The organism is Streptomyces sp. NPDC049597 (genome assembly GCF_040675505.1).
GTDB lineage: Bacteria > Actinomycetota > Actinomycetes > Streptomycetales > Streptomycetaceae > Streptomyces.
This window is the reverse complement of the sequence record NZ_JBFAOY010000011.1, coordinates 24285-51089: the sequence shown is the minus strand read 5'-3', so window position 1 is coordinate 51089 and position 26805 is coordinate 24285. Positions and strand designations below refer to the sequence as shown.

23 protein-coding genes and 4 pseudogenes are annotated in these 26805 nt (G+C 70.6%); 10 read left to right on the top strand and 17 right to left on the bottom strand.

Annotated elements, in window-relative coordinates:
- Positions 1-423 precede the first annotated feature (423 nt).
- A complete protein-coding gene (locus tag AB0K02_RS14980) occupies positions 424-783 on the top strand; it encodes a hypothetical protein (protein ID WP_365992836.1) in 360 nt (119 codons plus the stop codon).
- A gap of 107 nt (positions 784-890) precedes the next feature.
- Here the strand turns inward: AB0K02_RS14980 and AB0K02_RS14975 are convergent, their stop codons facing one another.
- The 4 genes from AB0K02_RS14975 to AB0K02_RS14960 all read right to left on the bottom strand — a co-directional run bounded on the left by AB0K02_RS14975 (position 891) and on the right by AB0K02_RS14960 (position 3705).
- Entirely contained in the window at positions 891-1196 is a 306-nt protein-coding gene (locus AB0K02_RS14975; protein ID WP_365992835.1) for an SCO5918 family protein, read from the bottom strand.
- A gap of 58 nt (positions 1197-1254) precedes the next feature.
- A complete protein-coding gene (locus tag AB0K02_RS14970; RefSeq protein ID WP_365992834.1) occupies positions 1255-1638 on the bottom strand; it encodes a CBS domain-containing protein in 384 nt (127 codons plus the stop codon).
- Between the two features lie 49 nt (positions 1639-1687).
- Positions 1688-3184 carry a DEAD/DEAH box helicase gene (locus tag AB0K02_RS14965; protein ID WP_365992833.1) on the bottom strand — a complete coding sequence of 499 codons (1497 nt, stop codon included), beginning with the start codon at positions 3182-3184 and terminating at the stop codon, positions 1688-1690.
- 317 nt (positions 3185-3501) lie between these two features.
- The gene (locus tag AB0K02_RS14960; RefSeq protein ID WP_365992832.1) at positions 3502-3705 is read right to left on the bottom strand and encodes a cold-shock protein; all 204 of its coding nucleotides are present in this window, start codon (positions 3703-3705) and stop codon (positions 3502-3504) included.
- A 666-nt stretch (positions 3706-4371) separates the two neighbouring features.
- On the opposite strand from AB0K02_RS14960, the gene AB0K02_RS14955 reads away from it, so the two are divergent.
- Entirely contained in the window at positions 4372-4887 is a 516-nt protein-coding gene (locus tag AB0K02_RS14955) for a DUF5994 family protein (protein WP_365992830.1), read from the top strand.
- Positions 4862-5123, top strand: a pseudogene (locus tag AB0K02_RS14950) (PRC-barrel domain containing protein); the annotation flags it as partial. The gene AB0K02_RS14955 and the pseudogene AB0K02_RS14950, both read left to right, overlap by 26 nt.
- A gap of 165 nt (positions 5124-5288) precedes the next feature.
- On the opposite strand, the pseudogene AB0K02_RS14945 reads toward AB0K02_RS14950, so the two are convergent.
- Positions 5289-6268 (bottom strand): annotated as a pseudogene (locus AB0K02_RS14945) (YihY/virulence factor BrkB family protein).
- 204 nt (positions 6269-6472) lie between these two features.
- Here AB0K02_RS14945 and AB0K02_RS14940 point away from each other — a divergent pair.
- The 3 genes from AB0K02_RS14940 to AB0K02_RS14930 all read left to right on the top strand — a co-directional run bounded on the left by AB0K02_RS14940 (position 6473) and on the right by AB0K02_RS14930 (position 8165).
- Complete coding sequence (locus AB0K02_RS14940) at positions 6473-6649, top strand: hypothetical protein (protein ID WP_365992986.1); 177 nt, start codon at positions 6473-6475, stop codon at positions 6647-6649.
- A 463-nt stretch (positions 6650-7112) separates the two neighbouring features.
- Complete coding sequence (locus AB0K02_RS14935) at positions 7113-7787, top strand: protein-L-isoaspartate(D-aspartate) O-methyltransferase (RefSeq protein WP_365992829.1); 675 nt, start codon at positions 7113-7115, stop codon at positions 7785-7787.
- Between the two features lie 171 nt (positions 7788-7958).
- Positions 7959-8165: a DUF6233 domain-containing protein gene (locus AB0K02_RS14930; RefSeq protein WP_365992828.1), complete on the top strand. Its 207-nt coding sequence runs from the start codon at positions 7959-7961 to the stop codon at positions 8163-8165.
- Positions 8166-9403: 1238 nt separating this feature from the next.
- Here the strand turns inward: AB0K02_RS14930 and AB0K02_RS14925 are convergent.
- Together AB0K02_RS14925 and AB0K02_RS14920 are read right to left on the bottom strand one after the other, a co-directional pair.
- Positions 9404-10522 carry a hypothetical protein gene (locus tag AB0K02_RS14925; protein WP_365992827.1) on the bottom strand — a complete coding sequence of 373 codons (1119 nt, stop codon included), beginning with the start codon at positions 10520-10522 and terminating at the stop codon, positions 9404-9406.
- Between the two features lie 204 nt (positions 10523-10726).
- On the bottom strand, positions 10727-11116 hold the full coding sequence (locus tag AB0K02_RS14920; protein WP_365992826.1) for a hypothetical protein: 390 nt from the start codon (positions 11114-11116) through the stop codon (positions 10727-10729).
- A 151-nt stretch (positions 11117-11267) separates the two neighbouring features.
- On the opposite strand from AB0K02_RS14920, the gene AB0K02_RS14915 reads away from it, so the two are divergent.
- The gene (locus AB0K02_RS14915; protein WP_365992825.1) at positions 11268-12968 is read left to right on the top strand and encodes a Mucin-2; all 1701 of its coding nucleotides are present in this window, start codon (positions 11268-11270) and stop codon (positions 12966-12968) included.
- Positions 12969-13114: 146 nt separating this feature from the next.
- On the opposite strand, the pseudogene AB0K02_RS14910 reads toward AB0K02_RS14915, so the two are convergent.
- Together AB0K02_RS14910 and AB0K02_RS14905 are read right to left on the bottom strand one after the other, a co-directional pair.
- Positions 13115-13550, bottom strand: a pseudogene (locus AB0K02_RS14910) (hypothetical protein); the annotation flags it as partial.
- 58 nt (positions 13551-13608) lie between these two features.
- The gene (locus AB0K02_RS14905; RefSeq protein WP_365992824.1) at positions 13609-14763 is read right to left on the bottom strand and encodes a site-2 protease family protein; all 1155 of its coding nucleotides are present in this window, start codon (positions 14761-14763) and stop codon (positions 13609-13611) included.
- 169 nt (positions 14764-14932) lie between these two features.
- On the opposite strand from AB0K02_RS14905, the gene AB0K02_RS14900 reads away from it, so the two are divergent.
- Positions 14933-15388: an archease gene (locus tag AB0K02_RS14900; RefSeq protein ID WP_365992823.1), complete on the top strand. Its 456-nt coding sequence runs from the start codon at positions 14933-14935 to the stop codon at positions 15386-15388.
- 45 nt (positions 15389-15433) lie between these two features.
- On the opposite strand, the gene AB0K02_RS14895 is transcribed toward AB0K02_RS14900, so the two are convergent.
- Both AB0K02_RS14895 and AB0K02_RS14890 read right to left on the bottom strand, forming a co-directional pair.
- Positions 15434-16846 carry an RtcB family protein gene (locus tag AB0K02_RS14895; RefSeq protein WP_365992974.1) on the bottom strand — a complete coding sequence of 471 codons (1413 nt, stop codon included), beginning with the start codon at positions 16844-16846 and terminating at the stop codon, positions 15434-15436.
- A gap of 686 nt (positions 16847-17532) precedes the next feature.
- On the bottom strand, positions 17533-18243 hold the full coding sequence (locus AB0K02_RS14890) for a TetR/AcrR family transcriptional regulator C-terminal domain-containing protein (protein WP_365992822.1): 711 nt from the start codon (positions 18241-18243) through the stop codon (positions 17533-17535).
- A 158-nt stretch (positions 18244-18401) separates the two neighbouring features.
- On the opposite strand from AB0K02_RS14890, the gene AB0K02_RS14885 reads away from it, so the two are divergent.
- Positions 18402-19058: a DUF4386 domain-containing protein gene (locus tag AB0K02_RS14885; RefSeq protein ID WP_365992821.1), complete on the top strand. Its 657-nt coding sequence runs from the start codon at positions 18402-18404 to the stop codon at positions 19056-19058.
- Positions 19059-19070: 12 nt separating this feature from the next.
- Here the strand turns inward: AB0K02_RS14885 and AB0K02_RS14880 are convergent.
- The 3 genes and pseudogenes from AB0K02_RS14880 to AB0K02_RS14870 all read right to left on the bottom strand — a co-directional run.
- Positions 19071-19292 (bottom strand): annotated as a pseudogene (locus AB0K02_RS14880) (transposase); the annotation flags it as partial.
- A 257-nt stretch (positions 19293-19549) separates the two neighbouring features.
- Positions 19550-20209 (bottom strand): NAD(P)H-dependent oxidoreductase, encoded by a 660-nt coding sequence (locus tag AB0K02_RS14875; protein WP_365992820.1) that lies wholly within the window; start codon positions 20207-20209, stop codon positions 19550-19552.
- Positions 20210-20502: 293 nt separating this feature from the next.
- Entirely contained in the window at positions 20503-21309 is an 807-nt protein-coding gene (locus AB0K02_RS14870) for a DUF2785 domain-containing protein (protein ID WP_365992819.1), read from the bottom strand.
- Between the two features lie 323 nt (positions 21310-21632).
- On the opposite strand from AB0K02_RS14870, the gene AB0K02_RS14865 reads away from it, so the two are divergent.
- Positions 21633-22529, top strand: coding sequence for a hypothetical protein (locus AB0K02_RS14865; protein WP_365992818.1), 897 nt, complete (start codon positions 21633-21635; stop codon positions 22527-22529).
- 225 nt (positions 22530-22754) lie between these two features.
- Here the strand turns inward: AB0K02_RS14865 and AB0K02_RS14860 are convergent, their stop codons facing one another.
- From AB0K02_RS14860 to AB0K02_RS14850, 3 genes are all read right to left on the bottom strand, one after another.
- Positions 22755-23237 carry a hypothetical protein gene (locus tag AB0K02_RS14860; protein ID WP_365992817.1) on the bottom strand — a complete coding sequence of 161 codons (483 nt, stop codon included), beginning with the start codon at positions 23235-23237 and terminating at the stop codon, positions 22755-22757.
- Positions 23234-25087, bottom strand: coding sequence for a glycoside hydrolase family 15 protein (locus AB0K02_RS14855; protein ID WP_365992816.1), 1854 nt, complete (start codon positions 25085-25087; stop codon positions 23234-23236). Before AB0K02_RS14855 ends, AB0K02_RS14860 begins: the two co-directional genes overlap by 4 nt.
- 393 nt (positions 25088-25480) lie before the next feature.
- Positions 25481-26713 carry an FAD-dependent oxidoreductase gene (locus AB0K02_RS14850; RefSeq protein WP_365992815.1) on the bottom strand — a complete coding sequence of 411 codons (1233 nt, stop codon included), beginning with the start codon at positions 26711-26713 and terminating at the stop codon, positions 25481-25483.
- Positions 26714-26805: the final 92 nt, after the last annotated feature.

The following is a 26805-nucleotide window of genomic DNA, read 5'->3' as shown; positions in this document are numbered from 1 at the left end:
AGGTAATCCTCCTTGCCCACTCCGTGGCGCAGCAGGGAGCGGGCGTGTCCGACCAAGTCACCCCATGGGTCGGCTGGTGGTGGAGCCGGCCGTTGCTCCGGAAGCCGCCGACGCCGTGGCTTGGCCGTGTCCGAGCTGGTCACCACGTCCTGCGGCCATGGGGGCGGCGCCTGCGCATCGGCTCTGTCGTCGGCCAACGGGACCCGCACGCCGTCGCGGTGGCCGTCCACGACTCCAGTTCGGGCGCCCCGCGCGCTCCCGGACCGCCACCGCGGCATGAGGATTCAGCCCGGCCATGGTCAACCGGCTCGCCCCCGGCACCTCGATCACTGCCGCGCCACGGCGGTGACACGGTAAGCGCCGTTCTCGCCCGCAGGCCACCGCTTGAGGCGGCTGGACGGCCGGTGAATAGAATCTGCTCTCATGTCCAAGCGTGACGAGTTGCTCGTTGACATCGCCGCCAAGGTCGAGTCCGGACAGAGCAATCAAATGTCCCTGACCGTGGTCACAGGTGGGGCTGTCATCACCGGCCGACTGGCTCCCGAAGCGGTGTGGCGGCAGCGGGTGTCGGAGGTCCTGGCGGATTCGGCCCGCCTGAGCGAGTTCGCCGGCGCCTTCGGCGCATCCGCACCGAAGGACGGCCCGCCGACCCACCTGCACTTCCACGTCGCCCGGATCCTGCAGGGCACGGTGGGGATCCCGGAGACGGGCGGGATGTACCGCGTCTCGATCGAGGATGTCAGCGCCTGGACCGTGGGCGACTTCAGCTATACCGACCACTGACCGCCGCCACGGCGGTGAGCGGAGCGGAGGACATACGACGGGCCCGACCGGAACGCGCCGGTCGGGCCCTCAAATGCTGTTCACGGGCGGCTTGCGCCTGCCGCCGGTCAGACCGCCGTGGGAGTGCCGAGCAGGGCGGATGCCTGCTGGACCAGGCCGACGTGCGCGGGCGCCGCCTTGGGCCCCGGCCGGCACACGAAGCCGAGGAGGGTCAAGGCCCGGACGACTTCACGGGCGCTGAAATCACGACGGTCCTGGCGGGTGATGACCGCGCCCACCTGTTTGACGGGGTACTGACGGCGTCCGATGGTCACGGACTCTCCGGCGACCGGTTCTGGCTTTACGCCCTTCATCGTTTCCAGCACGCCGCTCTTCGTCAGTTCGAACGGGAAGCGGGCGATGACGCAGCGCATAGGACCTCACAGGGAGAAGGAGAGAGAGGGGGCCGCCCGAGTGGGCGGCGGGAGAGGCTCAGGACGCCCGTGGTGCAGTCCTGCCCGCCAACGACGGACAGCGTTCCGAACCGGCCTGGCGCGTTGCTTGCTCGTACTCGGCCATCGTGGTCACGGTCGAGGTGCCCGGTCCGTCGTCGAGGACGTCGCGCAGGCGGATACGGTCCGTGTACGAGGAGCTGTCGCGGGCGGCGGTGAGCTGGGCCCGGGTGACCAGACCGGTGCACCGGCCGTCCTCGTCGCAGAGGATCAGGCACCCGGCGCGTGCACTGGCCATGACGGACAGGGCTACCTCGACGGTCATGTCTCCCCAGACCTGCGGTCCGGCCTCGTTCACGGCCTCGACCACGCTCCTGTTCGTTGCCGTATTCGTGGGGTGGGGCTGTGTTTGAACCGGTGTCACACGTGCCTCCTGCAGGAAGTGGGCGGGCGTCGACCCGCGTAGGACGGTCCTAGGCGGCCGAGCCGGAGACGGACCGCCGCTGGGCCGTACCGCGCATCGCCTGCGTGGGACGGTTGCGCCGTCGGCGGGAGGTGGCGGCGCGCTTGGGGCGTTCGGCCACGGGTGCGGTGATGACGACCGGGATGCCGGAGGGAGCCTGCGCGCCGGTGATGCGGTTCAGTTCGGCCTCGCCGGAGCGGACTTGGGTGATCCGCGGGCGGATGCCCGCATCCGACATGAGGCGCACCATGCCGTTTCGCTGGTTCGGGGTGACGAGGGTGACGACGCTGCCGGACTCGCCTGCGCGGGCGGTCCGGCCACCGCGGTGCAGATAGTCCTTGTGGTCGGTCGGCGGGTCGACGTTGACGACGAGATCGAGGTTGTCGACGTGAATGCCGCGGGCGGCGACGTTCGTGGCGACCAGCACGGTGACGTGCCCGGTCTTGAACTGCTCCAAGGTACGGGTGCGTTGGGGTTGCGACTTGCCGCCGTGCAGCGCGGCGGCTCGTACGCCATCGCCCAGCAGGTCCCGGGTGAGCCGGTCGACGGCGTGCTTGGTGTCCAGAAACATGATCACGCGGCCGTCACGCGCGGCGATCTGCGTCGTGGTGGCGTGCTTGTCGGCGCCGTGCACATGCAGCACGTGGTGTTCCATCGTCGTGACCGCACCGGCCGAGGGGTCCACCGAGTGCACGACGGGGTCGGACAGGTAGCGGCGGACCAGCAGGTCGACGTTGCGGTCCAGGGTGGCGGAGAACAGCATCCGCTGCCCCTCGGGACGCACTTGGTCGAGCAGCGCGGTGACCTGCGGCAGGAAACCCATGTCCGCCATCTGGTCGGCCTCGTCCAGCACGGTGATGCCGACCTGGTCCAGTCGGCAGTCGCCGCGGTCAATGAGGTCCTTGAGCCGGCCCGGGGTCGCGACGACGACCTCGGCACCGCCTCGCAGCGCACCCGCCTGCCTGCCGATCGACATGCCGCCCACGACCGTGGTCAGCCGCAGTTTCAGCGACCGGGCGTAGGGAGTCAGCGCGTCGGTCACCTGCTGCGCCAGCTCGCGGGTGGGGACGAGGACCAGGGCGAGCGGCTGGCGGGGCTCGGCGCGCCGTCCGGCGGTACGGGCCAGCAGCGCCAGCCCGAAGGCGAGCGTCTTGCCGGAGCCGGTGCGGCCGCGGCCCAGGACGTCTCGGCCCGCAAGGGTGTTCGGCAGGGTCGCGCCCTGGATCGGGAACGGTACGGTCACGCCCTCGGCGCCGAGCGCGGCGAGCAACGGCTGGGGCATGTCGAGATCGGCGAACGCCTCGACGGCGGGCAGCGCGGGGGTGATCGTCCGGGGGAGTGCGAACTCACCCTGCACCGCGGCGGTCCGGCGGCCGTAGCCGCCCGAGCGTCCTGCCCCGCCGGAGCTGCTGCGGGACGACGTGCCGAAGCGGCTGCCACCCCGTCCGGAGCCGGCACGGCCATTACGGGTGCGGGAGAAGCGGTCGTTCGTGCGTGTGCGGTTCATGCGGAACCTTCCTCGATGCGGCGCACATCAAGGAATTCCCGCAGCATGAGCAGCACGGAGAATTGCAAGCGTGGGCCGATTGGAAATGCGAAAGTGAATCTGGCCGGCGGAGAAAACTCATACGGCCGGAGGCGCTGGAATGGGTGACGCGATGTGGACGTGAATCCTGGGCGTCGACTGCGGCATAGCAGATCTGAACGGGTTCCGCTCATGGTGAGGCCGCGGACCCCCGCAGGCCAAACCGCTACGGGAAATGCGTGCAGCTGGGGCCCGCACCCCGAAGGATGCGGGCCCCAGCTACGTAGTACGCGTCAGTGTCAGGCGGGAACGATGTTCTCGGCCGTCGGGCCCTTCTGACCCTGCGCGATGTCGAAGGTGACCTTCTGGCCTTCGAGCAGCTCGCGGAAGCCCTGGGCGGCGATGTTCGAGTAGTGGGCGAACACGTCGGCGCCGCCACCGTCCTGCTCGATGAAGCCGAAGCCCTTTTCCGCGTTGAACCACTTCACGGTACCAGTACTCATGTCATATCTCCTTTGGGGCACACCAGTATCCGCACTGTGCGGACGCCGTGTCGCCGCGATGATTACCCCACCCGGAAAATGACCGGAAATACAAAAGCGCTCTCAGTGGCACAGAAGCCGACCGAGGGCACTTGAAGTTTGGGAACCACAACTGCAACTGACGTCGACAGTAGCATGCCGCGACGCCCGGAGGGTGTTCATTATTTCTTCTCCGCGGCTGCGACACAAACTCTTACTGCGCGGACCGTTCAAGCCTCACCTCGCGGGAACAGATATTGCTTCCCTACGCGTAACGTTTCGGAAAAAGTGTGTCCGCCGGGCTGCGATGGAGCGCCTCGTCGGCCATTCGGCACGACTGGCGCCCTCGGCGAGTTGGGACACGGTACGGCGACCCCGCAAGGGTCCGGACAACAGACAAGGCCGGCCCTGGTCCATGACCGATTGACCTCTGTTTACCGCCTTGAAGGGCACGGATGGGGCACGTCCGCGGCGGATGCGGTGCTCCCGCCCCCGTGATCGGACGAGCGGTTCCGACCGGGTCATCACGGTGGGACGCGCTCGACTCGTGGTTGCGGCATCGCCACCGATGCGCGGAGTACCGTGAAACGACGGCGGTATCTCGTCGGCCAACAGGTGTCGGCGCCCCGCACAGGCAGGTGAAAGACCATGGGCGAATCCGGCACCCCCACCCCTCCGAAGCTCCTTCCCGACGAGATCCACCGAGCGGTGGAGCCCGGCACGGCCCTGCTCCGGCTGCAGACGACCCACTCCCGCGAAGGGGTCCTCGACGGCGCTTGGTGGCCGCGCTCCCGGGACGTCGCGACAGAACTGCCCGCCCTGATCCAGGCGCTCACCGTGCACCTCGGCCCCATCACGCGGGTCGGCCTGGACACTGCCGCCTGGGAGGAGGTCCCGACTCGCGTAGTCGTCGACGATCGTGTCGTGCGCCTGGACTCCTTCCCCGTCGGTGACGACACCGTCCTCATCACCCGTGGCGACAAGGACCACTTCGCGCTGATGGTAGTACCGCCCAGCACGTCACCCGATGCGGCACGTGGCGCCATGGCCCGCGCGGTCCGCGCCGACAATGTCGCCCAGGCCACCGAGATCCTTATTGCTACGCCTCCCCGACCAGCCACCGAGCTCGAGGGTCGGCATGATCCATATGGCGGACCTCCGTGAGTGGCGAAATCCACGACGTGGTGGACACGTGGGCCCCAGGATCGGAGAACTGGAGGCATCTACGTCGACACCAGCACTGACGAGCCGACGGCCACGATCCGGGTCGGACTGCCCGACGCGCCACCGGCTGGTCTGCGTTCCCCTGGACGGGGCGACGGTGGGGGCCGGGCCAATTGACGGTCGCCCATGACAAGGCCCTGGTGAAGCAGCGCCCCTCGATCGGCACCGACGACCTACGGTCCGCAAGCCCGGGCGAACGTGAACGGCAGCCGGCCCGCCGCAAAGCTGGGGTCTCGTCGGCCGGGCGGGGGCGCGGACTTGGTGCAGGGCCTTCGTCCCGTTGGCGGAGGACGGCCAACCGCCGCACCAGGCGGTCGCTTGATCCGGCGCCCCCAAATTCCTCAGGGCCGGCCCTCGTCCGCCGAGTGGAACCGGTCTTCGTTCACCGGCTCGGTGTCGCCCGCGCGTGCCGCCTCCAGCTGCGCGGCGAAGGCGAGGCCCAGGGACAGCGCGACACCGGTCAGGTTCGCCCACAGCAGCAGTGCCACGAACGCCGTGAGCGGCCCGTAGACGGCACCGAACGAGCCGCTGTATTCCACGTACAGAGCCAGGAGCCACGTAGCGGCGATCCACAGCGCCAGGTGCACGGCCGAGCCGAAGGCGAGCCAGGTGTAGCCGGGCTGCACGCAGCGTGGCGGCCATCGGAAGAGGGTGGCCGACGCCACCCACGCCGGCGTGATGCCGAGCGGGACCTGGACCCAGTGCCACCACCCGGGCAGCGTCGCGCCGCCGTGGGTGGAGTCCATCACGGCACCGGCGACCGTGTCCCCGGCGACCAGGACCAGGAAGCCGACCGTCATGGGGACCCCGGCCCCGACCGTGAGCAGCAGACTCCTGCCGTACTTGGCAGCGAACGGCCGGTCCCGTTCGACGCCGTAGATACGGTTGGCGCCGCGTTCGATCTGGGCAATGGCCGACACCAGGCTGACCACGGCGAACCCGAGCCCCAGCCACATCGCGACCGCCCCGGCGATGTCCGTGCCCGCGCTGCGGCGCCCCTCGGCCAGCGCGTCCTCGATCAGCCGGGCGCTGGCGCCCGGTGCGATCCGAGTGAGGGCCAGCTCGACCGCGCGGCCGACGCTCTCGGTGTGCAGCGTCGTCGCCAGGCCCACCAGGGCGATGGCAACGGCACCACCGAGAGTGCCACCTGAAACGCCAGGGCGCGGGAGTGGCTGAAGCCGTCCGCGTAACGGAAGCGGAGGAACGCGTCGACGAACAGCTGTCGCCGGCCATACGTGCGCAGCGCCGCCCACGCCTCGTCGCCGGAGAGCTCGTCCCCTGCCATGTCGCGCGTCTGAGGGACATGTTTGGCGCTGCCCATGCGTCTTCGTCCTCGTTTCCGTCGGTCGCCGGCCGGCTCGTGGCGGAGCCCGCCGTTCATCCTGCCCGGGAACGGCGGCGGGCAGCTGCGGCGACGTCCTGCGACAGCAGCGGGAACGTCCGGCAGGCATGCCGGACGCCCGACGGGGCAACCGCTGTGCGAGGTGAACCGGCCCCGGAACACCCGATCCGACGGGGCCCTGCCATGTCTTCCGAACTGACCACGATCGTCCGTCGGCTGCGGCGGCACGGGATCGTGCCGCGCCGTCGCCCCGGCCCGCCGTCCCGGATGGGGAGGGGAGCGCACGGCGTCTCGACGGCGGCCGTCGTTCGACATCTCGTCGACGTCCTGCGCGCCCGGGCGGGCTCCCGCCGACGCTGATCTGCCGAGCGCCTCGGCCGACCGGTCCTTGCGAGCGGACCGGAACGACCGGGCCCGAGCGACCGGGTCGGGACCGGGCCGGAGCGGCTTGGCCGCCGGCGGCCGCCAAGGCCTGTGGCCGCGGTCGGAGGGAAGCGTCTGATGGGGGTGACCGCCGTTACGCGCGAGGTCGCCGCGCTGGTCGGGACTCATGGCCCGCGCCGCCGTCTGGGCGGCCAGCCCTGCGGACACCCGTCAGCGGTTCGCCGACCGCGTCGAGCACCGCGTCCGGTTCCCGCGCGCGGTGCTGGAGAGCGTCCCCCCGGACCCGTTGAAGCGAGAAGCCGCTGCTCGCGGTGGCGCCCTTGCCCGCGCTTCGGGCCGGTCGGTCCCTTCCCGCCCTTGTGGGACCGGTTCCGGTCGCATCACGGGCGACGGGTGCCGACACTGGGCAGGGGCCCCGGCGAGTGAACCGAGGCAGCTCATGAGCATGGTCGATGAGCCGTCCCCGGAGGACCTGGTGCGAGCGGCGCGCCGGGCGGGCGTGAGGGACGAGCGCGTACTGGAAGCGATCCGCATCACGCCGCGGACCGCCTTCGTGCCCGCCGGCCACGTCGCCTCCGCGTACTTCGACGTGCCGGTGCCCATCCCCCATGGGCAGGTGACCACGCAGCCCTCTCTCGTCGCCATGATGGTGTCCGCTCTCGGCCTCACCGGACGCGAGCGCGTCCTGGAGGTTGGCACCGGGTACGGCTACCAGACCGCGCTGCTGGCCCGTCTGGCCACGTACGTCGTCAGCGTGGAGCGCTGGCCGGACATGGTGGAGGAGGCACGGCGACGGCTCGTGCGGGAGGGTCTCGGCAATGTCGAGATCGTCCTGGGCGACGGGACCCGCGGCGTGCCGGCCGGTGCGCCGTACGACGCCGTCATCGTCTCGGCGGCCTTTCCTCAGGTGCCGGAGCCGCTCGTCGGACAACTGCGCATTGGCGGACCACTGGTCCAGCCGATCGGGCCGGGCGGCCGCGAACAGGTCGAGCTGTACGAGCGGCGGGCCGACGGGCTCGAACACCGGGGGACGATCGTATGGGCCCGCTTCGTGCGCCTGTACGGCGCCCACGGTTACCCCGCCGATGACGAGGACACGCGCCGTCAGCGCTGATACATGCCCATGAAGGCGCCGCTCACGAACTCCTTGAGGGGCATTGCCATGCGCCGTGCTGCAGGCGCCTGGGGTGGCTCGTGAGGAACTGTTCGCGCGTGCGGATGTGGATGCGCCGCGGTCGAGCGGCGGGAGGCCGAACGGCAGCGCGCCGCTGTTCTCCGGCCGGCCGTGCCGGAAGGGGTCCTCGAGGCGGGCATCGGCTGCGATCATCCGCCTGTGCAGGTGCACGTGGGCGGCTGCCGCATGACGGGCGGGCGCGGCAGTGGTGTGTCCCGGCAGACGGCGGTGCGGGCGCTCGCCGAAGCAGCGGAGGCCTGCCCGCACTACAGGCCGGACACCGAGTTCAGCGTGCTGGACTGGAACGCTCTGCCGTGAGGCGGGCCCGTTCCACCGCGCAGGGCGTCGGCGAGTGGCCTGACCGTGGGGCTCGGTGTGGGGCCGGCTGTGGGTGGGGCGCTGGTGGTGCCGCTCGGGCTCGGGCTCGGTGTGGGGGTCGGGGCGGGGGTGGACGGTGCCGTCGGGGTGGGCGAGGGGTCGGGGCGGCTGCTGGGCGGTCGGGGGGCCGGGGTGGGCTTTGCGGACGGTGGAGCGGTGGTGGGGGGAGGGGCCTGCGGAGTCGGTGATTTCGATTGCGTGGCCGTCGCGTGCGGGGGGCGGATCGCCTCACCGTACCGGTCGCGGCCGGTTCCCCTGGCGGGATGTGTGGCCGCCCGTTCCGGTGGGTGTGAGGCCCGCGGCGGTGCGGCGTGCTCCTCGGGGGACGCCTGTTCCGGGCCCCGGGGCGCGTCGGGAAGGTCCGCGGATCGGGGCCCGGCCGTCGGGTCGGGAAGCACCGCGCCGGCGGCGAGGCCGCCCAGTACGGTGAACGCGGCCGCGGCCAGGGCCCGGGCGCCGTACTTCGTCCAGCGCGGCGCGCCGTGACGAGGCCGGGTCTCGGGCGCCTCGGCCGGGGGAGTCGGGGGCGAGGCGGCCGCGGTTTCGGCGATCCGTTCCCGGGGGGTGGCGAGCGCCGGGGAGGGCGCGGGTGTTTGGACCGGGTCCGGTCCTGTGCGGAATACAGCCTCGGCCGCCGCCGAGCCCGCCTCCGCAGCGCCGCCGCCCCACTCGCCCGCCAGTGCCGTGCTTTCGTCGTACGCCCCGCACTCCGGGCACGTCACGGTGCCGTTGAGCGGGCGGCGGCAGGGTACGCAGTAGTCCATGGGGCCGGTCGATCAGCGCGCGGAGTGCTGACGGGGAGTTCGGCCGGGCCGGCCTGCCGGGAGGCGGCCCGCGGTGATATGGGAGCGCGGGGGGCTGGGCGGAAGGGTCTTGGACATCTGTGAACCTCGCTCACTCGCCGGCTCAACGGTGGGGCGCCGGTTACCGGGTTCAACGGATCACTGGGCGCCGGTTGCTCAAACGGCGACGGAAACGTGAGGTACGTGACCTGTGCCGGCCCGTCGACGTCCCCCTCCGGGGCCTGCGAGCCACCGGGCGTGCCGCCAGGAGTCGGCGGCCGTCTCCACTGATCTCTCCGACTGGAACGACAGCCCCCGGCCCTTCGCCTGGACGAAGACCGCCGACGAGATCCTCGACAACGTCGCCACCTGCTGCCGGAGAATCTCTGACTCAGGTCACTGGCGCAGGCGGCGGACCGCCTGGACCTCGGCGCGTTCCACGGCGCTGCGACCATGGGTGTGCACCAGGGCCAGGTGGAACAGGGCCGGGGCGACCGGGGCCCAGCGACGGACGCGGTCCGGGCGCAGGAGGTAGCGGACCACGTTCGCCGGGCGGAACGGCACGTACTCGATGCTCTGGTGTTCCCACCGGTCGGCGACACCGCGCGAGATGCGGGACCGCAGGGCGTCGCCGGTCAGGTCAGTGAGGTGCGCGGTGAAGTGGGCGCTCCACTGCCGCCGTTCCACGTCCAGGACGAAGGCCAGCATCGTGAGCGTGTACTCGTGCGGCTCCAGGGAGAGTTCCTCGCGCATGCCGCGCCGCGCGACGTCGTGCAGGTCGGGCGCATTGCGGCCGGCCGAGTCGATGTGCCGGGAGAGTCCCTCGTTGACCGAGGAGCCCCACAGACCGGGCCCGGAGCGCACATTGTCGGCTCGCCGGCTGACGACGAGCAGGTGGTCGGCGGTGACCACGGCCACGTTCACGCCGAAGCTGCACTGCAGGAAGGCGGGAGCGTCCAGGGGGTGGTCGGGGTCGAGGTAGCGTCCGCGCGGGGTGGTTCCGTCAGGCAGCCTGCGGTCGAGCTGCTGTGCCGCGAGGAAGGTGAAGTAGTCGGTGGGGCGCAGCCGCAGTCGGATGTCTGGGCGCTCTTCCAGCGTGGTGCGGGAGATCTCCAGGCCCTCCACGGCGTACCGGGGGCCGTTCCATGTGCGCACCCGTGTGCCGGATGTCTCCGCCTGCTCCTCCACCGCCTCGATCTCCGCCCGCCACGGTGCCATCTCCTCGGGGAGGACCACCTCCCCGTCCAGCACCTGGATCCGGATCGTCTCCGGCGCGATGGGCTGCTCGCCGTCGCCCTCGACGACGAGCGCCGAGGTGTGGAGCGGCCCGATCGAAAAGGTCGACCACGTGGAGAGGGCGGAGCTGTCCTCACGGTACGTCAGGCTCCGTACGGTGGTCGCTGATCGGCGACGGATCCTGAACCAGGCGTTCTGGAGCGGCTGTTGGAACAACGTGGCGAAGATGATGCCGAGGACGGCCCCGACTATCCCGTTGGCAAGATCGATTCCGGTCACAGGTCGCAGCGTATAGTCCCGCAGGGCGGACCAGATGCTTCAAACGAAGCTGCCGGGATGCCCCACTCGGCATCGCCCGTCTGCACAACCTTGCACGCTTGGACGGGGTCGGGCCTTTCTGCGGCGCGCGCCTGTGCCGCGTGGCGGCGGATCGAGGAAGGATCCCGCCGCCACGCGCGCCATGCACTCGGCCGCGCCGAATGATCACGCCACGTCGTAGTACCAGCCGCTGCACTTCGGGTCCGCTCCCGGCCAGACGTCCAGGCACGCCCGGTACTTCACCCTCGTCCTCTCAGCGATGTCGAGGTTGTGGACTCGGGGCGGCCCGTAATAGCCGTTGTGGTTGGTGACCACGCTGCCGAAGATCACCCCCGATTCCCGGTCGACCCATTCGATCTCACCAACCGTGCTGATCCCGTCATCCTCGTAGTCGTGCACGGTGAAGATCTCGCCGTACGACTGGAACTCCACGTGGGCCGCGCACCCGGGGTTGCAGACCCCGCCGTCTGCGGCGGCCGGCCCGGCCGCGGACACCGTCGCTGCAAGTGCCGCGAGAGGCAACGCGACGAGGGAAACAACAGACTTCCTGAGCATGGCTCTCCTCCGTAAGAAACTGTCTCTGGCCTGAACGGCTGGTCCAGAGCGTGCTGGGTGAGACGCGTCGGCGGCAACGGAACCCGGTGTCCGGGACATGTCCGACTCTGTCCGGCCTGGTCACCGGCCTGAAGGGCGGGGGATCATGGTCGTGGACCAGCCGACGGAGACACAGGGGTGGGGAATCATGGTCGCGTTCCACGCGTCCGCGCTGGACGGAGTCGCCCGCAATCCGGTGCTGCCGACACCGTTGCTGCTGCGCTTGCTTGCCTTCGACAGCGGCGGTGATGGCCCGCCCCGTGACGCCCTCCAGCGGGCTGGACTCCCCGAGCCGGCCGTCGTGGTGATCCTGGCTCACCCGAACCCGGGCGCTCGGATCGACTTCGCGGCGAGCGCCAGGGCCGAGCCCGCGCAGCGGGCCCGCCTCGCGGACGACCCTTCCCCCAAGGTGCGGGCCGCTCTCGCGTATGGACCCGAGTGGGGCGACCCGCGTACGACGGTCGCGCCGCTGCCGGACGACGTGTGCGCCCGCCTGCTCGACGACCCCCACCCTTCCGTACGGACGGCCCTGCTGGACTCACCCCATCTCGCGCCGTCGTTCGTGGCCTCCTGGGCCGCGCACCGCGATCCGGCAGCGCGCCGGGAAGCGGTGCGTGCATGGGAGATCCTGCCGCCGGGCGAGCGGTGGGCGCTGCTGGCCGACCCTGATCCAGGAGTGCGGCGGGCCGCCGCGCTGTGGGAGTGCCGGCGGGACGCAGGCGTCACCGCCGAACTTCTCCGCGATCCGAAGTCCGCCCCCGAGGCGCTGCGCCGAGGGCTCCTCGTCCGCGCCGACGCCGAGCGGTGCGTCGCCGACCGGACGCACCTGCCGGCCCTCGCCGAGAACCCGTCGTTGCCCGCCGACCTCGTGGAGCGGCTCGCCGTCGACCCCGATGAGGCCGTACGGCTCGCGGTCTCCCTGAGGCCCGAGCTGGACGAGACGCGGCGCATGGCGATCGACTTCACGGTCGGAGACGGCGACAGGGGCGACGGCGTGCAGTGGGTACGGGACGGGCTCGCCGACCCCGAGGTGCTGCGTCGGGCCGCGGGCTCCGCCCACCCGCTGCTCCGGCGCGCCGCCGCCCAGAGCCCTCACCTGCCGCCCGACCTGCTGCGCCGACTCGCTCGCGTCGAGGACCCGGTGGTGGAGAACCGCCTGGGCATTCACCACCCCGACACTCCGGAGGAGGTCCTGATGCGTGTGTACGCGAGGCTCGGCGGGACGTTCTCCGCCTGGATGGCGGAGACGCACCCCCGCTTTCCTCGCGAGGGCCTCGCCGCCCGCTACGCGGACCACCCGGACGGGAACTACCGTCGGCTGGCCGTCCGGGACCCGGCCGCCACGCCCGCGCTGATCGAACGGCTCAGCCATGACCCCGCGGTCTGGACGCGCCAGGCGGCGGCCGGTGACCCGCGCCTCCCGCTCCGCCGGCTCCGCGAGGCGCTCCACGTCCCCGAACTGGCTTCCAGCGCGGGCGCCAACCCGGCGCTCCCCGAGGACGAGATGGCCGCCGTCCTCCGCCTGACCGCCAAGCTGGTCGCCCTCGGCGGCCGCGCCTGCGTCGATTGCCGTCGCCGTCGTCCGGCCGGACGTCCTGCGCCCCCTGGACGGCTGTCGCGGCATCGGACACCGGCGGGCCCGACTGTCCCGCATCGCCGCCGCCGAGCAGCCGCTTTCCTGGCGCGAGATTTCGCCGTAGGCCGCACCGGTACACCGCCCGCCAAGCCCGTGGAAGGGCGAGCCGACCGCCCATCCGGCCGACCGGCACGGACGCCACCGGTCCCGCGGGGCGCCGAAGTCACCGGGCTCTGAGCCCGGCGCGCGGAAGATGCCGAGGGTGCGGGCGCCTTCACGTCGTGCCGCATCGTGCTTCTCGGGCCGCGGGCCCCGTCGTGCGCACGCGCCCTCCAGCACGCGGAACTCCCCTTACATCCCTGACTCTTCGAGCCTCCGCGGGCTCAGCCGCCGACGGGAGCGCGGACCCACTTCGGCAGCGGGCTGAGCAGTTCCTGCTGGTCTTCGCCAACCCGCGCCACGTGACCGTCCGGCCGCAAAAGCGCCGCGGGCACGTCCAGTTCCTCGCTGACGTCGACGACGTGGTCGACCCGGTCCGCCCAGCCCGCCACCGACAGTCGGCCGGTCCGGTCGAGCAGCAGCCCGCGGCCGCCGAGCATCAGTGCGTAGAGGCGAACCCGCTGCAGCCCCCTGCCGGGTGGCGTCGCCGAAGCGGGAGAGCGGGCGCGGTGCGTGCCCGCCGAAGCCGGTGCCGGCGATCGCCTGCGGCTGGTGCCTGAACTCCTCGAAGGTGGGCGGGACCGAGCGGTCCTCGGCCACCCCCTCGGCGGGCACGACGACGCGGTGGCCCCCTTCACCGAAGGGCACGGCACCGAACCGCTTGCACAGCGGGTGATCTCCGTGCCCTTTGTCTGTGCCGTCCGCTGTTGAGCGCGGGTCAGTGGTCCGTGTCGCCGTCCGTGGTGCTGTCCGTACCGCGGAGCGAATGGCGCTGGACGAGCCGGGCGATGTCACGTGCGGTGATGATGCCCACCAGGAGCCGGTCCTCGATGACGAGGATCCGTATGCCGCTCCCGCTCGGACCGGCCTTTTCGAGAACGTCTTCCAAGAGGTCGCCGGGTGTGCAGGTGGTGCACTGCGACAGCGGGGTCGCCATGTCACGCACGTGCAGTTCCCTGCGCTGCGAAACGGGGATCTTCGCGAGCTGCGACAGGTCGACCAGGCCACTGGGGCGGCCCTCGAAGTCGATCAGAGGCAGGGCGGAATGGCGGGTCCGCATCGCCACATCGCCGACACAGCGTTCCACGGTGAGCCAGTCGGCACAGGTCTCCGCGGGGCTCGACATGGCGTCGGCCGCTCGTACCCCGTGCAGGGCCGCGGCCACTCCGGCCTGCCGTCGCTCCGCGTTGGCGACGATCAGGACGAAGAACCCGATGACGATCAGCCACAGACCGCCGAAGGAGCCGCGCAGGACGGAGATCCAGCCGCCGGCGATCAGCAGGAAGCCGAGTACCTGCCCACTGCGTGCGGCTGCCCGTTCGCCCCGGTCCCGGTCTCCGGTACGCCACCAGATCACCGACTGCACCACACGCCCTCCGTCCAGCGGCGCGGCGGGCAGCAGATTGAACACTCCCAGCAGGAAGTTCACCCACGCCAGCCACATCAGGACGGCGGCCGGCACCGCCCAGGCGAACAACGCGTCGAGCCCGACGCCTGCACCGAGCGCCGCCGCGCCGACGACAAGGCTGGTGAGCGGCCCGCCGACTGCTACCAGGAAGGCCCCGCCGGCCGTGCGCGGCTTGCCCATCCGGGTCATCCCGCCCAGCGCCCAGAGCGTGACGTCCTGGACGGGGATGTCCTTCGCCCGGGCGATGACCGCGTGCGCGACCTCATGAGCCAGCAGGCTTCCGATGAGCAGCAGCGCCCCGACCAGGCCGGCAACCGTGTACGTGGCGTTCGTCTGGTCCGGAGTCCAGACGGGGAGCGTCTGGGTTGCCAGGCTGTATCCGAAGAGGACCACGAGCAGGGGCACGGTCCAGTGGATGCGCAGCGGCACGCCGAGTACACGTCCGATCCGTACCGAGCCGTTCATCTCCGTCTCCCATGACTGAAGCGGGCGGCCCCCCGCCCGAGCCGCGGCCCCTCGGGGTGACGGGATCAGTACGGTGTCCGCCTACCCAAGTGTTGCTCGGCACGCTCGGCGCCGGCCTGTCCTCACCATCGATGCTGTGCCGGGGACGGACCGGGCACATGATGGAGACATGGCCGACGACACTCAGGGCGACAGGCGGGCAGGCAGGCAAGGGGCGAGCGGTCACCGGACAGTGCCGCACACCGCCGACGTGCGGATCGAGGCGTGGGGTGCGAGCCGGGAGCAGTGTCTGGCGGAGGCTGTGCTCGGGATGGTGGGGTGCTTCGCGGACGTCTCCGGCGTGCGGCCGACCGCGGTACGACAGGTGGAGCTGGCCGAGGCCGACGACGACGACCTGCTCATCGCCTCTTTGGACGAGGTCATCTTCCGGCTGGAGGTGCACGGCGAGGTGCCGGTGGATGTGGAGGCGGAGGCGACGAACGGCGGACTCGACGTACGCCTGGCGGTGACCGACGTGGCCGCGGTACGGATCGTCGGCGCCATGCCCAAGGCCGTGTCGTGGAGCGATCTGCGCCTTGCCCCGGATCCGTACGGCTGGTCCTGCGCGGTGACGGTCGACGTCTGATCTGAGGGGATGGATCGACGGCAGCCCGATACATGACCGTCCGATCTACCCCTTCACCACGCCCAGTGGGACCAGCCGGACCACCTTGCGGCACAGCCCCGCGCCCTCGCTCGCCTCCACCACGGCGGAGACGTCCTTGTACGCCTCCGGGGCCTCTTCGGCCAGGCCCTGCAAGGACGCGCCGCGTACCGCGATCCCCTGCGCCTCCAGGCGGGACCGCAGCTCCCGACCGCGCACCGCCCGCACGGCGGCGTGCCGGCTCAGGACGCGGCCGGCCCCGTGGCAGGTGGAGAAGAACGCGTCGCCGTCGGGGACCCCGGTCAGGACGTACGAGGCGGTGCCCATGGTGCCGGGGATGAGCACCGGCTGCCCGGCCTCGCGCAGGTCGTCCGGCAGATCCGGGTGGCCGGGCGGCAACGCCCTGGTGGCACCTTTGCGGTGGACGCACAAGGTGCGCGGTTTCCCCCGCACGGGATGGGTCTCGATCTTGGCGAGGTTGTGGGACACGTCGTAGACCAGGGACAGAGGCGCCCCCAGCTCGCGGCGGAAGACACGGCGCGCCGCCTCGGAAAGAAGCTGACGGTTGGCGCGCCCGTAATTGGCCGCGGCGCTCATCGCGCCGAGGTACGCGCGCCCTTCCGGCGAGCCGACCGGGGCGCAGGCGAGCTGCTTGTCGGGAACCGTGATGCCGTGTCGCGGCATGGCCAGGTTCATCCTCCGGACGTGGTCCGTGCAGACCTGGTGGCCCAGACCGCGCGAGCCGCAGTGGATCATCACGCAGATCTGGCCGAGGGCGAGTCCGAAGGCGGCGGCGACCGGGGCGTCGTAGACCTCGGCGACCTCCTGCACCTCCAGGAAGTGGTTGCCCCCGCCCAGGCTGCCGACCTGCCCGAGCCCCCGCTCCGCCGCCCGCTCGCTCACCTGTGTCACGTCCGCGTCGGGGACCGCCCCGTTGTCCTCGCAGCGGCTCAGGTCGCGCGGCTCTCCGTGGCCCTTCTCGACCGCGTACCGGGATCCCTCCTCCAGTACCCGTGTGAGCTGAGCAGTGCTGCCCAGCTGCCAGACCGCGCCGCGTCCGGCGCCGCGCGGCGTGTCCCAGCCCAGTCCGTCCATCACCGCGGACAGCACAGGCGCGAGGTCCTTCCGGTCGCAGTCGGCGGCCAGCAGCCGCACGCCGCAGGAGATGTCGAACCCGACACCGCCGGGTGAGACCACCCCGCCCTCCTCGACGTCGGTCGCGGCCACCCCTCCGATGGGAAACCCGTAGCCCCAGTGCACGTCAGGCATCGCGTACGAGGCCGTCACGATGCCCGGCAAGGTCGCCACGTTGGCGACCTGCTCCAACGACTTCTCGGCGTCCCGCAACAGCTCGCGCGAGGCGAACACGATCCCGGGCACCCTCATGCCGCCCAGCGGATCGATGCGGTAGCGGTACGGGCGCTCTTCCACGATCTCCATGGCAGCCTCCAGGATTCCTTCTTCCAGGGTCGCCGTTTCCCGGTTCTCGCCGTCGAGGGCGCGAGTGCCCACGTCCGCGCCGTGGAACCGGACCGCGGGCGGTGTGCCGGCGTAGGCACGCGACACCTCCCGCCCCGACCGGCCGAGGCGCTCGTCGGCGGCCGTCGAGTACGGCAGCCCCTGCGCCGACCGGCGCGCACGGTCACGGCCTGCGCAGGGTGCGGCCGGGCTGCCGGACTGCCGGCCCCGCGCGTCGGCTGAGTACCGGCATCAGCCCCGCCGCGACGGCGAACAGTCGGTGCGCACCACCGGGTCCACGACATCCGCACCACCAACCAGGGCCCATCATCGTCCGGGCCATGTGCCGGATGCGTGGCGAGATGCGCACCTTTCACCCCGAGCGGATCGTCTCCAACACCATCCACCGGATGCGCTTCGTGCTGGACGCCCCGACGGGCGAGACCTGCTTCACTCATGCTGCGGCGACCACGTTGCTCGGCTGGTTGCCCTCGGCGGGGCGGTGCCTACGTCGATGCCGTCGCCGCCGTCCGGCCGGACGTCCTGCCGCGGCAGCGGACAGCAGCGGGCCCCGCTGTTCCGCGTCGCCGCCGAGCAGCTGCTGTTCCTGGCGCACGAGTTCGCCGTCGGCCGCACCGGTACACCCGCCCGCCCAACTGCCGCCCGCTTCAGGCGTTCTTCTCCCCCGAGGGGCGGGCGGAAGTCCACCCCTGCTGACGGAGTCGTTCGAATCCGTCCAGGAGGAGGTCCAGCGCGAACTCGAACTCGAACTGATCGTCACAGCCTTGGCCCACGACGGATTCCTCGTCGTGGGCGACTGCCATGGCCAACTCCGTCACGTAGGGGAACTTTCCGGCGTCCGCAGGGACCACGACCGCCTGCGCCTCCGGGTCGGGGCTTGGTGAGGCGTCGAACAGCTCCTGGGTGAACCCCAGCATCCGGCTGCCCAGGGTGTGCATCACATGGTGCGTCAGATCGACGGAGAAGCCGCCGGTCCGGAATATTCCGATCATCGAGTCCATGTACGCGAGCACGGCCGGCGTCGGGCGGGCTCGTGATTGCACCACTTGCGCCGCCCAGGAGTGGCCCAGGAGAGCTCGTCGCGCCGAGAGGATCCTCTGTCGGACCGAGCTCTTCCAGTCGGACTCCGGCGCAGGAGGGGCGATCTCGCCGACGACGACGTCGACCATGCCGTCCAGGAGCTGGTCCTTGTTGGCGACGTGCTTGTAGAGGGCCATCGGCACCACGCCAAGCTCCTGCGCGAGCTTTCGCATGCTGAGCGCTTCGATCCCGATTTCATCGGCGAGCGCGACGGCGGCGCGCAGCACTCGGTCCCTGCTCAAAGGCGCCCGGCGCACTGCCTCCGTCTGCTGGGCCATTTCCGATCAGCTCCCTGATTGATCCTTCGTGAACCGAAGTCCTGCTTGACGAGTGTACGGCGTACACCTACCCTTGAGGCGCAGGTGTACGCCGTACACCATTGATGGGGTGGAGGGTCCAGGTGGACTCAACAAGAAGGACCGCAGTTGTCGCGGGTGTGTTCTTCCTTCTCACCGAGGTCTCCGCGATCGGCGGGCTCGCGCTGTACGGCCCCGCGTTGGACGGCGCCGAGCACGTCGTCGGCTCCGGCACCGACACTCGGGTGTTCCTTGGGGCGCTGTTCGAGATCGTCCTCGTGACAGCCGTCATCGGCACCGGGGTCACGCTGTTTCCCGTCATCAAGAGGCAGAACGAGGCGGCTGCGCTGGGCTATGTCTGCGCTCGCCTGCTTGAAGCCGCCGTCATCGTCGTCGGCATCATCAGCGTCCTGTCGGTCGTGACGCTGAGCAGAGACTTCGCGCAAACGCCGGGCGCCGATACCGGGTCGCTCGTCACGGCCGGCGAAACGCTCATAGCGATCCATGACTGGACGTTCCTTTTCGGGCCCAACTTCGTCCTGGGGGCGAACTCGCTGATTCTGGCGTGGCTGATGTACCGCTCGGGGCTCGTGCCACGGTTCATCGCGGTCCTGGGACTTGTCGGGGGCTCGTTGATCTGCGCTTCGGCGACCGCTGTGATGTTCGGGCTCTACGAGCAGCTCTCCCTGATCGGGTCGGTCATGGCGATCCCCGTATTCACCTGGGAAGTGACCCTTGCCGTCCGGCTCATCACCAAAGGATTCAACCCAGCTCCCCTCGCCCCTGGTGACCAGTAGGACCGTGTCCTGTGTGGTGAGGCGAATGAGTCGCGTGCAGCAGCAGATGGCGGCGGCGAGGCCCGAGAAATGCCGGGTAGTGCGGGGGTGACGTTCGTAACGGTGGTTGAGTCGGCGGTAGCCGGTCAGCCAGGACATCGTGCGCTCGATGATCTATCTGCGGCGGCCGAGGCGTTCACTGGACCCAATGCCTCTGCGGACGCCGATGCGCTTGCCGCGTCACCATCTCCGCAGGTGGACGGCCTCGCCCAACGGAACACCCGGACATCGGCTCGCCACCCGCTCCCCTCACTGATGTGTCCCGTGGATCACGTGTAGGCGTTGCGGCCCGGGTCGGGGGCGACGTCGACATCGACTTCCAACACGCGATCCGGCTGCGCAGGACGGCATCGAGAGTGCGCTGCGTTCCCCTCGGGTTCTCGGTCCTGCCGGCTCGCTTCCGCCGGACAGCCATATCCGATCAGCTGACCAGCCGATCAAAGGGACACGCTTCAGTCCTCCGCCCGTTGGGTGACGGGTGCCTCCGTCCGGTCTCCTGGGAACTCGTACCACCGGCGCTGCAGGCAGACGTACCGAACATCGGCTTCGACCAGACGGAGGAAGGCCGCGACAGTCGCGGCAAGGCGCTCCTGCAGGCCCGAGTCGGTGAGCATGCCGTCCTCGGTGAAGCCCTGGTGAGCCTTGGCAAGGCTGAACATGTCCGGATAGACGCGGGTGCCGAGGTGTTCCAGGGGGACCCTCAGTGCCCATAGCCCGCGGTTGCCGCCGACCAGGGACGGGGATGCGGAGACGAGCAGCGCGTGCTTGGTCTTGAACGGCTGGGGTTGGACGCGGGAGACCCAGTCGATCGTGTTCTTCAGGACCCCGGGCATGGAGGCGTTGTACTCCGGCGACGAGATCACGAAAGCGTCGCATTGCTCGAGCCGGTCGTGCAGCGCGAGAGCCCCCTCCGGCAGCCCCTGGGAGGCCTCCAGATCGCCGTCGTACGGGGGCATGTCGAAGTCGCGCATGGTGGCGAGGTCGGCGGTGACCCCGGTGTCGGCGATCATGCGGGCCACGAGTGAGGCGAGGCGGGCGTTGGTGGACTCAGCCCGCAGGGCGGCGCCGAAGACGAGCACGCGCAGGGGGCCGGGGTGGGCGTCCGTGAGCATGGACGATGTCCTTCCGGCGTGACGGTTCGCCCAGCCAGGGCGCTGCGGACCAGTGTCGTCCGCACAGGGCTGCCTCGCGACAGGGACGGGCCTTCCGGGGCACCACACGTGGAGCCCGGCCGGCCGCCACGCACTCGCACGGCGTCGTTTCAGGGCTCCACCGTGTCACAGGACGGGATCTCCACGACACACGCGTGTCGCCGCTCGTCGTCCGGTCACATGTCGCACGGACCACCGGAACCTGCCGCGTCGCGCAGTGCCGACCGACGTCGGCCGACGTGGCGGCCGGTGGCTCAAGCGTGCTGGAACACCGGGGCCATCACCTCGGCCAGACGCCGCTTGAGAGCGTCGCGGTGCGGGAGCACCACCGGTGCCGCGTCGCGTGACCGCCGGACGCCGAGGTCGGCCAGGAGATAGAGCGTGCGCAACGTCCGCAGGCAGTTGGCGGCGTACGCGGGCAGCGGGCCGGAGGGGAGGGCTTCGAAGTCGTCCTCGACGGTGTACAGCCACGCGAGGGCCTGATGCTCGTCGACTTCGGGGCGGGTCAGGACGAGCGCCATCGCCTGCGCAAGGCGGTCGTCCTCCTGTTGCGCGAAGACGTACTCGTTCCTGGCCAGGAGGCGTTCCGTCGCCAGGGAGATCATGTCCGCGGGCCGCACGGCCGCGTGGGTGCCGAAGCTGCCCAGCAGGTCGGCGCCGTGAGCGACGGCGTGCAGCCAGCCCAGCTCCGGATCGTGACCGCGCAGGTCCTGCTCGGCCGGAAACCAGCGGGAGAAGGCGGCCAGCCACGCCGGGTCGTAGTCCCCGCGGCCGACCAGCATGTCGAGGACGAGCGGCGCGAAGGTCCGGGCCTGTATGTCGGGATCGCCGAACCGCTCCGCCATCACCGCACCGAGCCGTGCCCCGAGGCGCCCGTCGATCACCCTCCGCTGGATCCACGTCCGCAACACCACGTACGGGACCCCGTCCCGTATCTGCGGGTCGGGGTCGCGCAAGGCTGCTGCGAGTTCCTCCACCAGGGCCTCGAGCGGCCGATCGGAAGGAACGGCGCAGTCGGCAGCGTGGATCTTCTGCCAGCGTATGAGATCGATCTGAGTCACCCTCGCAGCCTAAAGAGCGGCGCAACCGGTTATTCGCGTCACCGCGTCGCGTTCCGGCCCCCGGCATCACCCTTCCGGATCGATCCTCGAGGAAACGAAGAACAGGCCGAGCGCGGCGAGCACGGACATTGCCGCCCATTCGCCGCCCGTAGGTACCGAACGACGGTCACGACGACGGACGCGAGCCCCGGCAGCGAGGTGACACGGCCGACGACCACGCCTGCGGACCGGGTGGCTGAACCATCCGTACCGCGCTGAACTGGGCCTATGGTGCCGGCCTCCAGCCCGGACGACGGAGTCACAGCACGCAGAGAGGTCGTTGGATGTTCAAGAACAGGAGCGTCACCGTGGCGGCTGCCGGGCTGGTCCTGGCCGTCGGCGGCTGCGGTGGCGGGACACAGGAGAAGGCCGGCGAGCCGGACCAGGGGTCGGTCGCGCCGACGCCGACACGGGCGCCCTCCAAGGCACTGGTGGCGTGGGTCGGTGGCATGTGCGAGTCGACGACCGCGCTCAAGGCCCTTCGGGCGGACAGTGCGGCGGAGCTGAAGGAGATCCGGAACCCGGACGAGGCCGGTCCGTCCGCCGAGCACCTGACCTTCAGCTACCTGTCCCGGACACCGCCGGCGGTGGAGGAGGTGGAACGCGACCTGAAGGACCTGGACCCGTCGGGTGTTCCCGCGGCCGACCGGCTGCTCGACGCCTGGCTGGAGAAGCTGGAGCGCGTCGTACGCGAACTCGACAGGGTGTCCCCGAGTGCAGCCTTCGACGATGCCGAGGGCACTGCCGCGCATGTCGACAAGCTCGTCCAGTCCCTCACCCCGCCCAAGCCGGACCTGCCCGCGCTGACGAAGAAGGATCCCCGGCTCGCGGCCGCGTACAAGCGCGCGGAGCAGTGCGCTCCTGGCCGGCAGCCCGCCGAGGAGACGGTCTCGCCCGTGCCCGACCCCTCCGGCCCGTTGCCCAAGGCTGCGGACGGCAGGAACACCGACGCCTGTTCGGACGGCGAGTGCGAGGTCCTTGTGACCTCGCCGGTGAGAATCACGGCGAACGGGCTGGCGGTGAACGTCGCCGTGATGAAGGAATCCATCACCTTCAAGACGCCGAGCACTGTGGTGCAGCTCGGCGGTCAGAGCGGTACGGCCCAGTTCGGCGACGTTCTGAAGGTGACCGTGGTGGCGCGGAACGAGGGCGGTGCCGTATTGAGGTTCACCATCCCCTGAATGTGCCTGGGCCATTGTCGCGGCTCTCTTGAAGAGGAGCAGAGTCGGAGTCTGTGAGCTGCCCATTGCTTGGCTTGGTGAGCGCAGCGGCGTCCAGGAATGCCCCAAAGGGGGCGTGCCTGGGCCGGTGCTTGTCTCACATGGCTGCAGCAGTGTGGTGAGCACCACCAGTCCCATTCGCCCCCCTGGGGGCGAAGTCACGAGACCCACCCGCTTCATCGTGCGTCAGGCGTCGAGTGCGGTGAAGCCTCCGACGATCGCGCCGTAGCCGATGTGGGCGCAGACGGTGACCAGGGGCGTACTCGGTCCGTAGTTGAGCATCAGAAATCCGGGCGGTTCCAGCAGCGCTGTCTGTGGGGCGCTGGTCAGCGGGCTGCCCATGCGCGGGTGGACGAGGGGCAGCAGGATGTTGACCAGTGCGGTGCCGGCGAACAGGCCGTGGGCGAGCCCGAACAGGGCACCCAGCCACCAGCCTGTCTGGTCGATGGCCACGAAGACGGCGAAGTAGACGAACGCGAAGATCTGGCCGTTGAGGAAGTGCATCAGGTAGCCGATGGCCTTGGCGCGGGTGCGGTTGACGGTCACGGCCGTACCGAGCAGGAACGGCAGATCCATGCGGGTCAAGCGCAGTTCGCTGGCCGCCCGCAGCACGGTCGTCAGCGCGAGGGTGCCGACGAAGGCGCCTGCGGCGGTTCCCCACGCGTTCACCGTGCCGCGTCCTCGCTTGCGGCGGTGATGGCGCAGGCGGCACTGATCAGCGCCAGGTGGCTGAGTCCCTGGGGCAGGTTTCCCAGGAAGTCGCCAGTGGCGGGGTCGATTTCCTCGCTGTAAAGACCGACGTCGTTGGCGAGGCCGACCAGCTCGTCCATGAGGTCGATGGCCTGCGGGAGGCGGCCGGTGCGGGCGAGGGCTTCGGCGAGCCAGAAGGAGCAGGCGAGGAAGGCGCCTTCGCCGCCCGTGAGGCCGTCTTCCCCCGAGTACCGGTCGACGTAGGGCCCGTGCCCCAACTGGCGGGCCAGGGTGCTGATCGTGGCCCGCATGCGGTGATGGTCGCCACCACCGTATCCGTACAGGTGGCCCAGCAGAACGGCAGCGTCCAGGTCGTCGCCGTCGGCGGCGCGCACGTAGCTGTTGCGGCGGTGTGAGAAGCAGCGGGTCTCGATGAACGCGGCGATCGCGTCGCGTGCGCTGTGCCAGCGGGGCACGTGCCGGTCGGGGATCAGGCCGCGTTCGGCGAAGTCGGCGGCGCGGTGGAGTGCCACCCAGCACATCATTTTCGACTGGGTGAAGTGCCGGGGCGTGCTGCGGACCTCCCAGAGGCCCGCGTCCGGTTGCTGCCAGGTGGTGCAGACGAGGTCGGCGAGCTCCGCCAAGCGGCGTGCGACGTCCGCATCCAACCCTCCCATGGCCTGCGCGTAGAGCCAGGCGGTTTGCATCAGCTCGCCGTAGGTGTCCAGCTGGACCTGGCCCACGGCGGCATTGCCGACACGGACGGGCCTCGAGCCGCGGTAGCCCTCCCAGGGCAGGGTCTTCTCCGGGGTGTGGTGGCCGCCGTCCAGCCGGTACAGCACGTTCAGGGCCGGGTGCGTGAGCTGGGAGGCGTGCATCAGCCACCAGAAGTAGGCGTGTGCCTCCGCCGGGCAGCCGAGCCGCAGGAAGGCGGCCAGAGTGAAGGCGGAGTCGCGCACCCAGGAGAAGCGGTAGTCCCAGTTGCGCTCGCCGCCGATCTCCTCCGGCAGCGAGCTCGTCACTGCCGCCGCCACCGCACCGGAAGGGGCGTAGACCAGCAGCTTCAGCACCAGCAGGCTGCGCATCACCGCCTGCTGCCACCGCCCGGTGTACAGGCGGTCTTGCGCCCAGCTCTGCCACGCCGTACACGTTGCCTCCAGGCGCGCCTCGCACTCGGAGCGGGCGGGCAGGACGAGAGGCTCCTGATGGGCGAAGGGCATCGCAAGCAGTGCTCGTTGGCCTCCAACGAGCTCGAAGCGGCCGCTGACGGCGTCCCCGTCGCACATGGGCTCGCCTGCCTCCCAGGCACAGACCGCGAGTGCATCACGTCCGGCTGTTGCCACGGGGACATCGGAGCGTCGGGCGAGCCGGGTGCCGTGGCCGAAGCGGGGCTCCACGCTCCAGGCCAAGGGCACGGACCCGGACAGGCCGTCCACGCGTCGCAGCAGCTCGCGCATCGGGGTGAGCGTCGTGTCGTCGTGGAGGGTGAGTGCGTCGGTGACCCGCGCCGTGCCGTCGGCGGTGACGAAGGTCGTCTCCAGGACGTTGGTGCCTGGGACGTAGCGGCGCTCGGTCCGGTAGGGCACAGATGGTGCGAGCGTGAACCGGCCGCCGCGGACGGCGTCCAGTACGGCGCCGAACACCGCGGGCGAGTCCAGGTCGGGCAGGCACAGCCAGTCCACCGCCCCGTCCCGGGCGACCAGAGCGGCTGTGCGGCCGTCACCGATCACCGCGTACTCCCGCAGCGGAGCGTAACCGGCCAGGCGCAAGCACCTGGCCGACGGGTCCGGGGCGGTTCCTGTTTCCGCCCAACCGCTGATGCTTCCCATGACACAACTTTCCCGCGTGGGCTCATTACCCGCCTGGTCCGCACGGGCCCATGGCCCGAGGGCGGGGCGTCACGGCCCACAGGCGGGTGGTGAGCCGTCTGCGCAGCGGTTGGACGTGCGGTCGTGGCTGCCTCACCCAGCAGCTGGTCCGAGCGGCAGGACCCGATGGGCGCTGGGCCGCTTCGGGTCTTGTGGCCGCCCGGTGGTGCCCGCATCTCCGTCCGTATCCGGCGGTGGATGTGCTGCTCGGCTGTCGAGTCCCTCAGCCGGCACAACACATTCACCGGCTGGCTGTGGTCAAGCTGCGTGATGCCCAGCGGCCAGGCGCCGGTTCGCCGATGCCTTTGGAGGACGTGGCAGGGGAGCTGATGACCACACCAGGGTGGCGGCACGTTACCCGGCGACTTCGTTCAGTGGCACATGGGGGTCGCTGAGCTTGTCCCGGTCGACTTGGATCCTCGTGCGGACCAGGTGTTGAATCGACTCGTTGACGTCCCAGACGTTCACGTTCATGCCGGCCAGTACCCGGCCCTCGGCGAGCCAGAACGCGATGAATTCGCGGGTGTCTGTCCGGCCCCGGAAGACGACCTGGTCGTAACCGTCGGGTTCGACGTAGCCGGTGTACTCCATGCCCAGGTCGTACTGGTCGGTGAAGAAGTAGGGCATGCGGTCGTATGTGACGTCCTGACCCAGCATCGCCTTGGCCGCGACGTGCGGCTGGTTGAGGGCGTTGGCCCAGTGCTCGACGCGGATGGGCTTGCCGAGCAGTGGGTGGAAGGCGTTTGCGACGTCGCCGGCGGCGTGGATGTCCGGGTGGGAGGTGCGCAGGTGGGCGTCGACGCGGATGCCGTTGTCGATGTCGAGGCCGGCGGCGGTGGCGAGCTGGGTGTTGGGGGTGATGCCGACCCCGACGATGACGGCGTCGGCGTGGACGCGGCTGCCGTCGGCCAGCAGCACTCCGTTCACGTGCCCGCCGATGCCGGTGATCTCGGCTACCTTCACACCGCAGCGAAGATCGACCCCGTGATCCGTGTGCAGGTCGGCGAAGATCTGCGCCACTTCACGCCCCAGCACGCGCAGCAGGGGCAGTCGCGCCGTCTCCAGGACCGTCACCTCCACGCCGGCTGTACGGGCGGCGGCCGCGGTCTCCAGACCGATCCAGCCGGCGCCGATCACCGCGATGCGGGATGCGGACCGAAAGGCTTCCTTGATGCGGTCGCTGTCGGAGAGGCGGCGCAGGTAGTGGACCCCGTCGAGGTCGGCTCCGGGTACGGGCAGGCGGCGCGGTGACGAGCCGGTGGTCAGCAGCAGCTTCGCGTAGTCGAGCCGGCTGCCGTCAGCGAGCGCCACCTCGTGTCCTGCCGGGTCGATCGCGGTGACGGTGGCGCCCAGGCGCAGGTCGACGTCGTGTTCGGCGTACCACTGGGAAGGGTGGACGTAGACCGTCTCCCGCTCGTCCTTGTCGAGCAGATAGCCCTTGGACAGCGGCGGCCGCTCGTAAGGGCGCTCGCTCTCTTCTCCGAGCAGCGCGATAGGGCCGTCGAAGCCCTCTTCTCGGAGGGTCTGTGCTGCCTTGGCACCAGCCAGGCCGGCTCCGATGATCACGAATGACGAGTTCGCGGCCATGTCCTCTCCTTTGCTGCGTTGGCTCCGCCGGCGGACCGATCGCGGTCCGCTCGGCGAGCTGGCCCGGTCAGCGCCGCATGTGGCTGGCCCGT

What these genes read in the sequence shown, in the direction of transcription:
- AB0K02_RS14935 (WP_365992829.1), top strand. Translation starts at nt 7,113, where the DNA reads ATGAGCATGGTCGATGAGCCGTCCCCGGAGGACCTGGTGCGAGCGGCG.
- AB0K02_RS14855 (WP_365992816.1), bottom strand. Translation starts at nt 25,087, where the DNA reads ATGGGAAGCATCAGCGGTTGGGCGGAAACAGGAACCGCCCCGGACCCG.
- AB0K02_RS14980 (WP_365992836.1), top strand. Translation starts at nt 424, where the DNA reads ATGTCCAAGCGTGACGAGTTGCTCGTTGACATCGCCGCCAAGGTCGAG.
- AB0K02_RS14900 (WP_365992823.1), top strand. Translation starts at nt 14,933, where the DNA reads ATGGCCGACGACACTCAGGGCGACAGGCGGGCAGGCAGGCAAGGGGCG.
- AB0K02_RS14875 (WP_365992820.1), bottom strand. Translation starts at nt 20,209, where the DNA reads ATGCTCACGGACGCCCACCCCGGCCCCCTGCGCGTGCTCGTCTTCGGC.
- AB0K02_RS14905 (WP_365992824.1), bottom strand. Translation starts at nt 14,763, where the DNA reads ATGAACGGCTCGGTACGGATCGGACGTGTACTCGGCGTGCCGCTGCGC.
- AB0K02_RS14850 (WP_365992815.1), bottom strand. Translation starts at nt 26,713, where the DNA reads ATGGCCGCGAACTCGTCATTCGTGATCATCGGAGCCGGCCTGGCTGGT.
- AB0K02_RS14940 (WP_365992986.1), top strand. Translation starts at nt 6,473, where the DNA reads ATGTCTTCCGAACTGACCACGATCGTCCGTCGGCTGCGGCGGCACGGG.
- AB0K02_RS14920 (WP_365992826.1), bottom strand. Translation starts at nt 11,116, where the DNA reads ATGCTCAGGAAGTCTGTTGTTTCCCTCGTCGCGTTGCCTCTCGCGGCA.
- AB0K02_RS14890 (WP_365992822.1), bottom strand. Translation starts at nt 18,243, where the DNA reads ATGGCCCAGCAGACGGAGGCAGTGCGCCGGGCGCCTTTGAGCAGGGAC.
- AB0K02_RS14960 (WP_365992832.1), bottom strand. Translation starts at nt 3,705, where the DNA reads ATGAGTACTGGTACCGTGAAGTGGTTCAACGCGGAAAAGGGCTTCGGC.
- AB0K02_RS14965 (WP_365992833.1), bottom strand. Translation starts at nt 3,184, where the DNA reads ATGAACCGCACACGCACGAACGACCGCTTCTCCCGCACCCGTAATGGC.
- AB0K02_RS14975 (WP_365992835.1), bottom strand. Translation starts at nt 1,196, where the DNA reads ATGCGCTGCGTCATCGCCCGCTTCCCGTTCGAACTGACGAAGAGCGGC.
- AB0K02_RS14895 (WP_365992974.1), bottom strand. Translation starts at nt 16,846, where the DNA reads ATGGAGATCGTGGAAGAGCGCCCGTACCGCTACCGCATCGATCCGCTG.
- AB0K02_RS14865 (WP_365992818.1), top strand. Translation starts at nt 21,633, where the DNA reads ATGTTCAAGAACAGGAGCGTCACCGTGGCGGCTGCCGGGCTGGTCCTG.
- AB0K02_RS14955 (WP_365992830.1), top strand. Translation starts at nt 4,372, where the DNA reads ATGGGCGAATCCGGCACCCCCACCCCTCCGAAGCTCCTTCCCGACGAG.